This window comes from Mycobacterium sp. NGS66, assembly GCF_059812225.1.
Map to the genome: position 1 here is coordinate 137,496 of NZ_JCALCG010000005.1, position 11,855 is coordinate 149,350.

8 protein-coding genes and 2 pseudogenes are annotated in these 11,855 nt (G+C 66.3%); 2 read left to right on the forward strand and 8 right to left on the reverse strand.

Going from position 1 to position 11,855, the window contains the following annotated elements; translation table 11 throughout:
* Nucleotides 1-26: 26 nt before the first annotated feature.
* The gene (gene aldR, locus AC5Y2L_RS12350; protein WP_499934753.1) at nucleotides 27-542 is read right to left on the reverse strand and encodes an HTH-type transcriptional regulator AldR; all 516 of its coding nucleotides are present in this window, start codon (nucleotides 540-542) and stop codon (nucleotides 27-29) included.
* A 67-nt stretch (nucleotides 543-609) separates the two neighbouring features.
* On the opposite strand from aldR, the gene ald reads away from it, so the two are divergent.
* Nucleotides 610-1,743: an alanine dehydrogenase gene (gene ald, locus AC5Y2L_RS12355; protein ID WP_499934755.1), complete on the forward strand. Its 1,134-nt coding sequence runs from the start codon at nucleotides 610-612 to the stop codon at nucleotides 1,741-1,743.
* Between the two features lie 181 nt (nucleotides 1,744-1,924).
* Here ald and AC5Y2L_RS12360 read toward each other — a convergent pair whose 3' ends face one another.
* The 5 genes from AC5Y2L_RS12360 to AC5Y2L_RS12380 form a co-directional block, all read right to left on the reverse strand.
* Complete coding sequence (locus AC5Y2L_RS12360) at nucleotides 1,925-2,950, reverse strand: nitronate monooxygenase (RefSeq protein ID WP_499934756.1); 1,026 nt, start codon at nucleotides 2,948-2,950, stop codon at nucleotides 1,925-1,927.
* A 4-nt stretch (nucleotides 2,951-2,954) separates the two neighbouring features.
* Nucleotides 2,955-4,262, reverse strand: coding sequence for a M16 family metallopeptidase (locus tag AC5Y2L_RS12365; RefSeq protein WP_499934757.1), 1,308 nt, complete (start codon nucleotides 4,260-4,262; stop codon nucleotides 2,955-2,957).
* Entirely contained in the window at nucleotides 4,249-6,531 is a 2,283-nt protein-coding gene (locus AC5Y2L_RS12370; RefSeq protein ID WP_499934759.1) for a polyribonucleotide nucleotidyltransferase, read from the reverse strand. Before AC5Y2L_RS12370 ends, AC5Y2L_RS12365 begins: the two co-directional genes overlap by 14 nt.
* 309 nt (nucleotides 6,532-6,840) lie before the next feature.
* Nucleotides 6,841-7,110 (reverse strand): 30S ribosomal protein S15, encoded by a 270-nt coding sequence (gene rpsO, locus AC5Y2L_RS12375; RefSeq protein WP_067113585.1) that lies wholly within the window; start codon nucleotides 7,108-7,110, stop codon nucleotides 6,841-6,843.
* A 111-nt stretch (nucleotides 7,111-7,221) separates the two neighbouring features.
* A complete protein-coding gene (locus AC5Y2L_RS12380; RefSeq protein WP_499934760.1) occupies nucleotides 7,222-8,196 on the reverse strand; it encodes a bifunctional riboflavin kinase/FAD synthetase in 975 nt (324 codons plus the stop codon).
* A gap of 159 nt (nucleotides 8,197-8,355) precedes the next feature.
* Between AC5Y2L_RS12380 and mntR the strand changes: the two genes are divergently transcribed.
* The gene (gene mntR / locus AC5Y2L_RS12385) at nucleotides 8,356-9,048 is read left to right on the forward strand and encodes a manganese-binding transcriptional regulator MntR (protein WP_499934762.1); all 693 of its coding nucleotides are present in this window, start codon (nucleotides 8,356-8,358) and stop codon (nucleotides 9,046-9,048) included.
* Between the two features lie 283 nt (nucleotides 9,049-9,331).
* Here the strand turns inward: mntR and AC5Y2L_RS12390 are convergent.
* Both AC5Y2L_RS12390 and AC5Y2L_RS12395 read right to left on the reverse strand, forming a co-directional pair.
* Nucleotides 9,332-10,569 (reverse strand): annotated as a pseudogene (locus AC5Y2L_RS12390) (acyl-CoA dehydrogenase family protein).
* A gap of 1 nt (nucleotide 10,570) precedes the next feature.
* Nucleotides 10,571-11,773, reverse strand: a pseudogene (locus AC5Y2L_RS12395) (lipid-transfer protein).
* Nucleotides 11,774-11,855: the final 82 nt, after the last annotated feature.

Below are 11,855 nucleotides of genomic sequence, written 5' to 3' on the forward strand. Positions count from 1 at the left end.
ATAACCAGCCGGGGAATGGGCCGAAGTTAGATCGGGGCGGCACCGCGCAGGTGCTCGAAGATCAGTGAAGTCTGGGTGCCCGCGACGTCGGCGTCGGCGTTGAGGTTCTCCACCACGAACGAGCGCAGATCCTCGGTGTCGCGGGCAGCGACGTGCAGCAGAAAATCGTCGGCACCGGCCAGGAAATAGACGTCCATCACCTGCCGCCGGCGGCGGATCTGCTGAATGAAGCTGCGAATCTTGCCGCGCGCACTTGACTGCAGGCTTACCGAGATCATCGCCTGCAGGGGCAGTCCCACCGCCACCGGGTCGATGTCCGTGTAGAAGCCGCGGATGACACCGAGCTCGACCAACCGGCGCACCCGGCCGTGACTGGTCGACGGGGCGATATCCACGGCCTCGGCGAGCGCATTGTTGGTGATCCTGGCGTCGCCGTGCAAGACCCCCAGGATGCGGCGGTCCACCGCGTCCAGATCGGCCGGCCGAACATCCTTCGGCGAGTCATCCAAAGGGACCGCAAAATCCGCGGACTTATCGGGCATGGCGGGAGTCTATCGAATTATCGTCGCGTTCTTTGCGGGCTCCTCGAACTTTCTTCACACTTGAATCATGCGCATCGGCATTCCGACCGAGACAAAAAACAACGAGTTCCGGGTCGCCATCACCCCCGGCGGCGTCGCCGAACTGACCCACCGCGGCCACGAGGTACTCGTCCAGGCCGGCGCCGGCGAAGGCTCGGCAATCTCCGACGCCGACTTCAAGGCGGCCGGGGCCCAAATGGTCACCGCCGCCGAAGAAGTCTGGGCCGACGCCGAGTTGCTGCTCAAGGTCAAAGAGCCGATGCCGGTCGAGTATCCCCTGCTGCGACGCGGCCAGATACTGTTCACGTTTTTGCACCTGGCTGCATCCCGCGCCGCCACCGATGCGTTATTGGCTTCCGGGACAACAGCAATCGCCTACGAGACGGTGCAAACGGCCGACGGCGCACTACCCCTGCTGGCCCCGATGAGCGAAGTCGCCGGGCGGCTCTCCGCGCAGGTCGGGGCGTATCACCTGATGCGGACTCACGCCGGGCCGCCCGCTCGACGCGGGCTGCTGATGGGCGGGGTGCCCGGGGTAGAACCGGCGATGGTCGTGGTGATCGGCGGCGGTAACGCCGGCTACAACGCCGCCCGGGTCGCCCGAGGGATGGGCGCCGACGTCACCGTGTTCGACATCAACATCAACCGGCTTCGGGAACTGGACAGCAAGTACGGCATGTTCGCCACCCGGTACTCCTCGCTTTATGAGCTGGAAGATGCCGTCAAACGCGCCGACCTGGTGATCGGAGCCGTCTTGGTCCCCGGCGCCAAAGCTCCCACAGTGGTCACGAATTCACTTGTCGCACATATGAGGCCGGGTGCAGTGCTGGTAGACATCGCGATCGACCAGGGCGGCTGCTTCGAAGACTCGCGGCCGACCACCCACGACGACCCGACCTTCGCGGTGCACGACACGCTGTTCTACTGCGTCACCAACATGCCCAGCTCGGTCCCCAGAACGTCCACCTTCGCGCTGACCAACGCCACCATGCCTTACGTGCTCAAGCTTGCCGACAATGGTTGGCAGGCGGCATGTCGTTCGGATCCCGCTCTGGCCAAAGGGCTTTCGACCCACGACGGCGCGCTGCTGTCCGAACGGGTCGCCGCCGACCTGGGCATGGCGTTCACCGAACCCGCGAGCATCCTCAGCGACCGCGGTTAGGTGTGAATCGTTGGCGTTGAGCGTGAATCGTTGGCGTTGAGCGTGAATCGTTGGCTTTGCGCGTGTAGCCAGGGCGGAAATTCTCGCCGACTCACGCCCTGGCCTCACACCGAAAGCCGCAGCCTCACAACGAAAACCGCCGTTTCACACTAAAACCGCCAAGTCAAACCCGTCGACTCGCCTAGCCCGCTGCGAGATTGGCCACGATCTCGGCGACGGGCGCAGAGCACGCCTGCCGATACGCAGTACCCGCCCACAAGCTGATGCCGTTAGGGTCATCCACCTCGACCGCGGCCGCCCGTATCGGCGCCGTCATCTGGTTGACCTCGGGATAGCCCAACGGCGCCACATTGTCCAGCAAGCGGGTGAACTCATTTTCCAGTGCGCGCGCATACCTGCCCGAGAATGCCTTGGTGACAACGGTATTGGTGAATTGCGGATGTTTCAAAGCGGCGCGGTAGGTGGGGTTGGTGCCGGCTTCGTCGGCCAGCAGCAGGGCCGTGCCGATTTGCGCGGCCACCGCTCCCCTGCGCAGCACGCCCGCGACGGCCTCGGGACTGCCCAGGCCGCCCGCCGCGACGAGCGGAATATCACGGTGGGCGTGGCCAATCCGGTCGATCAGCTGGTGCAGCGACTCGTCACCGGGCTCCATGTCCGGCGCGAAGGTGCCCCGATGACCGCCGGCATCCGGCCCCTGCACTACCAGGCTGTCCGCGCCCGCGGCGATGGCCACGCCCGCCTCGTAAGCCGATGTCACCGTGACCATTACCAGAAGTCCCAACGCGCTCAGCCGCGCGACGACGTCGGGTGGCGGCGCACCGAAGGTGAACGACACCAGCTCCGGGCGTAGGTCGGCCACTACCTCGAGCTTGCCTTCCCACTCGTCGTCGTCACCGAATTCCGGCCGGCCGACCTCCACCTGATAGTGCTCGGCGACTTCCTCCAGCTCCTCGGCGTAGTACTCCAGCTGCACCCAGTCGGCGACACTGGGTTGGGGCACAAAGAGATTCACGCCCAGCGGTCCGGTGGTGGCGGCGCGTGCGGCGGCGATGTCGTCGGCGAACTGCTCCGCACTCAGGTACCCGGCGGGAACGAAGCCGAGCCCGCCCGCATTGGACACCGCCGCGGCCAGCGCCGGACCGCCGGGGCCACCGGCCATGGGAGCGCCCACGATGGGCACCGCGAGGTCCCAGAAGCCGAGCACCATCGCGCTAATTTACCATCGCCCGAAGTGGTTGCGGCAGTGATCGTTTGGAGCTGTAGGGACCAAGCACGGCCGCCCCGTAGCGGCCACCCAGCAGCCGGCGGGCCACCGCGTTGACCTCGTCGACGGTGACCGCCTCGATCTGCTGCAGGGTGTGTTCGATGGTGCGGTGCCTGCCGTAGTTCAACTCGTTGCGGCCGATGCGGCTCATCCGGGAGCTGGAGTCCTCCAGGCCGAGCACCAGGCCGCCGCGCAGCGAACCCTTGGCGATCCGGCACTCCGACTCGGTAATGCCGTCGCGTGCCACCGATTCAAGCACGTCACCGGTCACGCGCATGACCTCGGCGAAACGCTCGGGCAGACAGGCGGCATACACCGACAGCGCGCCGGTGTCGGCGAACATGTCCAGCGCCGAGTACACCGAGTAGGCCAGCCCGCGTGATTCGCGAACCTCTTGGAACAGCCGGGAACTCAGGCCACCGCCGAGTGCGGTGTGCAGCACCGACAGCGCCCAGCGGTGGTCCCAGCCGCGCCCGGGCGTGCGCACGCCCAGCGACACATGGATCTGGTCGGCGTCGCGTCTGCCCAGCCTCAACTGCGGACCGCCGTTCACCCGTCCGGCACCTTTGCGCGGCGCGACCGGACGCCGGCCCCGCACCAGACGCGGCCCGAAATACTCCCGCACCAGCGCCACCACCTCGTCGTGGTCGACGTTGCCGGCCACCGCGACAACCATCCGCTCCGGTGTGTAGCGCCGCAGATGAAACGAGTTGAGCTGGTTGCGCGTCATGGCGGATACGGATTGCGCCGTGCCGATCACCGGGCGGCCCACCGGATGGTCACCGAAGAGCGCCGTGAGGAACATGTCGGCCAACGCATCCTCGGGGTCGTCGTCGCGCATCGCGATTTCCTCGAGGACGACGGCGCGTTCCAGCTCGACGTCCTCGGCGGCGCAGCGACCGTTGAGCACCACGTCGGCGACCAGGTCCACCGCCAGTTCCAGGTCGCTGTCGAGCACATGCGCGTAATAGCAGGTGTGCTCCTTGGCGGTGAACGCGTTCAGCTCGCCGCCGACGGCGTCCATGGCCCGAGCGATGTCCACCGCCGAGCGCGTCGGTGTCGACTTGAACAGCAGGTGCTCGAGGAAGTGCGCCGCTCCGGCCACCGTGGCACCCTCGTCGCGCGATCCGACCGCCACCCACACCCCGATGGACGCCGAGCGCACTCCGGGCAGATGTTCGGTGACCACCCGCACGCCGCCGGGCAACGTGGTGCGGCGCGGCGCCCCGTCGGTCGCGGGGTCAGCTAGTGGCATCGGCCGGTGCGGTACCCGAATCGGCAGGAGTCGTGTCTGCTGTTTCCGTGGTGATCTCTTCGGCCACCAGCACCAGCGAGATCTTGCCGCGCTTGTCGATGTCGGCGATCTCCACGCGCAGCTTGTCGCCGACGTTGACGACGTCCTCGACCTTCGCGATGCGCTTGCCCTTGCCCAGTTTGGAGATGTGCACCAGCCCGTCACGGCCGGGCAGCAGCGACACAAAAGCGCCGAAATCCGTTGTCTTGACCACGGTTCCGAGGAACCGCTCACCCACCGTCGGCAACTGCGGGTTGGCGATGGCGTTGATCCGGTCGATCGCGGCCTGCGCCGAAGGCCCGTCGGTGGCGCCGACGAACACGGTGCCGTCGTCCTCGATCGAGATCTGCGCGCCGGTCTCCTCGGTGATGGCGTTGATGACCTTGCCCTTGGGGCCGATCACCTCGCCGATCTTGTCCACCGGGACCTTGATGGTGGTAACCCGCGGGGCATACGGGCTCATCTCGTCCGGCTTGTCGATGGCTTCGGCCATCACCTCCAAGATGGTCAGCCGAGCGTCGCGGGCCTGGTCGAGCGCACCGGCGAGCACCTGCGACGGAATCCCGTCGAGTTTGGTGTCAAGTTGCAGCGCGGTGACGAAGTCCCTGGTGCCGGCGACCTTGAAGTCCATGTCGCCGAAGGCGTCTTCGGCGCCCAGGATGTCGGTCAGGGTGACGAAGCGCCGCTCGGCGCCGCCACCTTCGACCTCGACGTCGTCGGAAACCAAACCCATCGCGATGCCCGCCACCGGTGCCTTGAGCGGAACCCCGGCGTTCAGCAACGCCAGCGTGGAAGCGCAGACCGACCCCATCGACGTCGACCCGTTGGAGCCCAGGGCCTCCGACACCTGCCGGATGGCGTACGGGAATTCCGCGACGCTGGGCAGCACCGGGACCAGCGCCCGCTCGGCCAGCGCGCCGTGCCCGATCTCACGCCGTTTGGGCGAGCCGACACGGCCGGTCTCGCCGGTGGAGAAGGGCGGGAAGTTGTAGTGGTGCATGTAGCGTTTGGTGGTCTCCGGCCCCAGCGAGTCGATCTGCTGGGCCATCTTGACCATGTCGAGCGTGGTCACGCCGAGGATCTGGGTTTCGCCGCGCTCGAACAGCGCGCTGCCGTGCGCCCGCGGGACGACGGCGACCTCCGCGGACAACGCGCGGATGTCGGTGATGCCGCGGCCGTCGATGCGGAAATGGTCGGTGAGGATGCGCTGGCGGACCAGCTTCTTGGTCAGCGACCGGAATGCGGCGCTGACCTCTTTTTCGCGGCCCTCGAACGTGCCGGCGAGCCGCTCGAGCACTTGGGCCCGCAGCTCTTCGGTGCGCTCGTTGCGTTCGGCCTTACCGGGAATCGTCAGCGCCGCCGACAACTCCTCGGTGGCTGCCGAGGACACCGCGTAGTAGACGTCTTCGCCGTAGTCGGGGAACGTCGGGTACTCGTTCGTCGGTCTCGCGGCCGCGTCGGCAAGCTCCTGCTGTGCGGTGCACAGCGCGGCGATGAACGGCTTGGCCGCCTCGAGGCCTTGCGCCACAACGCTTTCCGTCGGCGCCTGGGCGCCGCCGTCGATCAGTTCGATGACGTTCTCGGTGGCCTCGGCCTCCACCATCATGATGGCGACGTCGGGCTTGCCATCATCGTCCGTGCCGACGATACGGCCGGCCACCACCATGTCGAAGACGGCCCGCTCGGTCTGCTCGACGGTGGGGAAGGCCACCCAGGTGCCGTCGATCAGCGCCACCCGCACCCCCCCGATGGGGCCGGAGAACGGCAGGCCGCCCAATTGGGTGGAGGCCGATGCGGCGTTGATCGCCAGCACGTCGTAGAGGTCGTTGGGATCCAGGCTCAAGATGGTGACGACGATCTGGATTTCGTTGCGCAGGCCGTCGACGAACGACGGGCGCAGCGGGCGGTCGATCAGCCGGCAGGTCAGGATGGCGTCGGTGGACGGGCGCCCCTCACGACGGAAGAACGAGCCGGGGATGCGGCCCGCGGCATACATCCGCTCCTCGACGTCGACCGTCAGCGGGAAGAAGTCGAAGTGCTCCTTAGGGCTCTTGCTGGCGGTTGTCGCCGACAACAGCATGTTGTCTTCGTCCAGGTAGGCGACCACGGCGCCGGCGGCCTGCAGGGCCAAGCGCCCGGTTTCGAATCGGATGGTGCGGGTGCCGAAGCTCCCGTTGTCGATGGTGGCGGTCGCCTCGAACACGCCTTCTTCAATTTCAGCTACAGACATAGGTGTCCGGATGGCCTCTCTGGGTATTCAGCTGTTTCGCGCGTCCATGCGAAACCCGAACGGGGTGCTCGTCAGGAGCAAATCTGAATACGGCTACGGCCATCGATCGAAGCGGCCGGTCTGCCCCAGATGAGGAGAGCCCGGCAGCCACTACCGAAGACCGCCCGATACAGACTGGGCTGCTCCCTACGTGACACGCTGGAACGGCACACGCGGAGCTGCGTGAACCGCACCGTTTGCTGGACCGAGCCGGTCCAGAACGCTCTCACTCTACACGGGCTAACGCGCAGGTCTAGAGGGTCTGCGGCGTCAGCGACGCAGACCCAACCGCTCCACCAGCGAACGGTAGCGCTCCACGTCGATCTGCGACACGTACTTGAGCAGCCGACGCCGCCGCCCCACCAACAGCAGCAACCCCCGCCGGGAGTGATGGTCGTGCTTGTGCACCTTGAGGTGCTCGGTCAGGTCGGCGATCCGCTTGGTCAGCAGCGCGACCTGGGCCTCCGGCGACCCCGTGTCGGTGTCATGCAGGCCGTAGGTGCCCAGGATTTCTTTCTTTTGCTCGGCTGTAAGCGCCACGAATTATCTCCATCAAGTGGTCCGCGATCAGGGATTTGACGGCGCGGCCACCGCGAACCGCAGCACGCGCCGATGTCGTCGGGCAGTTTAGCAGCGCACCAGCGAGCGGCGTTAACCCGCAGCTAGCAGCGCCCGGGTGCGCTCGGTGTCCCTGGCGATTTCCGCGACGAGGTCGTCCACCGAATCGAACTTGCGTTGGCCGCGGATGCGCGCGGCGAAGTCCAGCGCCACGTGCTGGCCGTACAGGTCGGCGTCGGTGTCCAGGACAAAGGCCTCGACGGTGCGGGTGCGCCCGGAAAAGGTCGGGTTGGTTCCGACGGACACCGCCGCCGGATAGCGCTCACCCGGGACGACGCCGCCGGTCGCCGGACCCTGCCCCAGCACGGTGAACCACGCCGCATACACGCCGTCGGCCGGGATGGCCGAATACATCGGCGGCGCCACGTTCGCGGTCGGAAAGCCCAGCTGGGCGCCCCGGCCGTAGCCGCGGACGACGACGCCTTCCACCCGGTGCGGGCGACCCAGCGCCTCGGCTGCGGCGATCACATCGCCGGCGTCCACGCAGGATCTGATGTAGGTGGACGAGAACGTCACGGTCTCGTTGCTGTGGTGCTCGGACAGCAACGACATCGACTCCACCGCGAACCCGAATCGTTCGCCGGCCTTGCGCAGGGTGTCGACGTTGCCCGCGGCCTTTTTGCCGAAGGTGAAGTTCTCGCCCACCACGACCTCGACCACATGCAGGTTCTCCACCAGCAGTTCGTGTACGTAGCGTTCGGGCGTGAGCTTCATGAAGTCCGTGGTGAACGGCATCACCAGGAACACGTCGATACCCAGTTCTTCGACCAGCTCGGCGCGCCGCGTCAACGTCGTCAGCTGCGCCGGATGGCTGCCTGGGTAGACCACTTCCATGGGATGCGGGTCGAAGGTCATCAAGACGGTCGGCACATTACGGGCGCGGCCTGCTTTGACCGCATGCGCAATCAATTCGGCGTGGCCGCGGTGGACGCCGTCGAATACCCCGATGGTGAGCACACATCTGCCCCAGTCCGTCGGGATCTCGTCCTGGCCGCGCCACCGCTGCACGATCGCAAGCCTACGGGTCCAGGTCGAAGGCGTGCCGGATCCCCGGTTGCACGTCGCCGCCCGATCCTGCGCTGAGGGCGCTCAGACTGCGGTGAGGGCGCCGACAACGCCGTCGGACGGACCGTCACTGCAGTTTCGTTGGCCCTAGACTCGTTGGTTGTGAAGGCTGAGGAAGAGCCTGGCGGTCTTACCGCGGTTGCCCAGGACTATCTGAAGGTCATCTGGACGGCGCAGGAGTGGTCGGTCGACAAGGTCAGCACGAAGATGCTGGCCGAGAAAATCGGCGTGTCGGCCAGCACGGCCTCGGAGTCCATCCGCAAGCTCGCCGAGCAGGGCCTGGTCAACCATGAGAAGTACGGCGCGGTGACCCTGACCGATGCGGGGCGGCGAGCGGCGCTGGCGATGGTGCGCCGGCACCGGCTGCTGGAGACGTTTCTGGTCAACGAGCTCGGCTACGGCTGGGACGAGGTGCACGACGAGGCCGAGGTGCTCGAACACGCGGTCTCGGATCGGCTGATGGCCCGCATCGACGCGAAGCTTGGGTTTCCGCGGCGCGATCCGCACGGCGACCCCATCCCCGCCACCGACGGACAGGTGCCGACACCGCCGGCCCGGCAGCTGTGGGCCTGCGATGACGGTGACACCGGGACGGTGGCCCGAATCTCCGATGCCGACCCGGAAATGCTGCGCTATTTCGCGAGCGTCGGGATCAGTTTGGACTCGCAGTTCCGGGTGCTGACCCGCCGCGAGTTCGCCGGCATGATCTCGGTGGCGATCGAGTCGGCCGACGGCGCCCAGACCACCGTCGAGCTGGGCAGCCCGGCCGCCCGGGCGATCTGGGTGGTCGCCTAACCCCGCCTTGCGCGCTTGCTGCGGCGAGTTTTCGGCCCGTTCCAAGATTGGGCTCCCTTCCGCAGAGGTACTGGGCGTTCGTTGTGAACTCACGGATTTCGTTGTGAACTCACGGATTTCGGCGTGAACTGACGGCTTTCGGTGTGAGCGTAGGGCGGAAATCGGCGCGAATTCTCACCCCCACTTCACAACCAAATCCAAGACTTCACAACCGAATCCAAGGATTCACAGCCAAAGCCGGGGAACCGCAGCGCGCCCGGCTCCGCCGCGCTTGCGATCGCCGCTAACTCAGCAGGCCTTTGGCGATGTGGGTCACCTGGATCTCGTTGCTGCCCGCGTAGATCATCAGCGATTTGGCATCCCTGGCCAGCTGCTCCACCCGGTACTCGGCCATGTAGCCGTTGCCGCCGAACAGTTGCACGGCCTCCATCGCGACGTCGGTGGCGGCCTCGGAGGAATACAGCTTGATTGCCGACGCCTCGGCCAACGTCAGCGGTTTGCCGGCCTGCTGCCGCTCGATGGTGTGAAATACCATGTTCTGCACGTTCATTCGGGCGATTTCCATCTTGGCCAGCTTGAGTTGGATCAGTTGGAATTGCCCGATGTTCTTGCCCCACAGCGTGCGCGTCTTCGCGTAATCCACGCACAGCCGGTGACATTCGTTGATGATGCCCAGCGCCATCATGGCGATCCCGATGCGCTCGGTGGCGAAGTTGTCCCGGGCACTCTCGCGGCCGTCCACGTCATGGCGTTGGTTCTCGCCGAGCAGCCGGTCCGGGCTCAGCCGCACATTGTCGAAGAACAGTTCGCCGGTCGGCGAGGACATCATGCCCATCTTTTTGAACGGCTTGCCCTGGGTCAGGCCGGGCATGCCGGCGTCCAGCACGAAGATCAGCACCGGCCGGTTGCGCTTGTCCACCGACGGGTCCCGTCATCGAGCTTGGCGTAGACGACGAGAACGTCGGCGAAGGGCCCGTTGGTGATAAACGTCTTCTGGCCGTTGAGGATGTAATCCTCGCCGTCGCGCTTGACGTGAGTCTTCATGCCGCCGAACGCGTCCGAGCCGGAGTCCGGCTCCGTGATCGCCCACGCCGCAATCTTTTCCAGCGTCATCAGCTCGGGCAGCCAGCGTTCCTTTTGGGCCAGCGTGCCGCGACTCATGATGGTCCCCGCGCCCAGGCCCAGGCTGACCGACACCGTGCTCAGCAAGCCGATGCTGACCCCGGCCAGTTCGGAGACCAGCATCGCGACCATCGAAGCCTGACCAGCCAGTCCGCCCGAGCTGCCGCGATTTTGGTCCTGCCCATCACCGGCAGCGCCGGCCCGCTCCCGCTCCAGCATCGACTTGACCGCCTCGGCAGCCATCGCATCAAGACCGAACTGGCTGAACAGCTTTCGGGCGATCGGATACGGCGAGAGCTGACCGGTTTCCAGCTCGTCCAGATGCGGGCGGATCTCCTTGTCGATGAACTGGCGAACGGCGCCGCGCACCACCAGGTCGGTTTCGGACCACTCGAACATTTCAGCGCTCGGCCCGCTGGTAGGCGGTGACGACGGCGGCGCCGCCCAGGCCGATGTTGTGCTGTAGGGCCGCGGTCACGTTGTCCACCTGGCGTTTGTCGGCGGTGCCACGCAGTTGCCAGGTCAGCTCGGAGCACTGGGCCAAGCCAGTTGCGCCCAGCGGGTGTCCCTTGGAGATCAGCCCGCCCGACGGATTCACCACCCAGCGACCGCCGTAGGTGGTCTGATTGTCATCAACCAGCTTGGGCGCCTCGCCTTCTCCGCATAGGCCCAGCGCCTCGTAGAGCAACAGCTCGTTGGCCGAGAAGCAGTCGTGCAGCTCGATCACCTGGAAGTCCTCCGGGCCCAGCCCGGACTGCTGGTAAACCTGTTAAGCCGCTTGCACGTTCATGTCGTAGCCGATGATGTTGCGGGCGCTGCCGTCGAAAGTTGACGCGAAGTCCGTGGTCATCGCCTGTCCGACGATCTCGACGGCCTGCGCCGCGAGATTGTGCGTTGCGACGTAATCCGCACTGGCGAGCACCACCGCCGCCGAGCCGTCGGAGGTGGGTGAGCATTGCAACTTGGTGAGCGGGTCGGAGATCATCTTCGCGGCCAGGATGTCGTCGAGGGTGTACTCCTCCTGGAACTGCGCGTACGGGTTGTTGACGGAGTGCTTGTGGTTCTTCAAGCCGATCTTCGCGAAGTGCTCTGCGGTGGTGCCGTATTTCTTCATGTGCTCGCGGCCGGCCGCCCCGAACATCCACGGGGCCACCGGAAAAGCGAACTCGTCGATCTCGGCCAGCGCCGCGACGTGCCTGCCCATCGGCGATTCCCGGTCGGTGGCGCCGCCGCTGAGCGATCCGGGCTGCATCTTCTCGAAGCCCAGCGCCAGCACGCAGTCGGCCAGTCCGCCGCGGATCGCCTGCGCGCCCAGGTATAGCGCCGTAGAGCCGGTGGAGCAGTTGTTGTTGACGTTGACAATCGGGATGCCGGTCATGCCGAGCTCGTAGAGGGCGCGCTGCCCGCTGGTGGAGTCGCCCGCGACGTAGCCCACGTAGCCCTGCTCGATCTCGGTGTAGTCGATCCCGGCGTCCTCGAGCGCTTTGGTGCCGGACTCCTTGGCCATCTGCGGGTAGTCCCACCCCTCGCGACGGCCGGGCTTCTCGAACTTCGTCATGCCGACGCCGACGACGTAAACCTTGTTGGACCCGCTTTTAGCCATGACGCCCTTCCGAACCGCTGGAGAAGCTAGAGACCTGGGCCCAGTGTGCATCTTGGCCGTGCGCGACCAACGACCGGGTGGG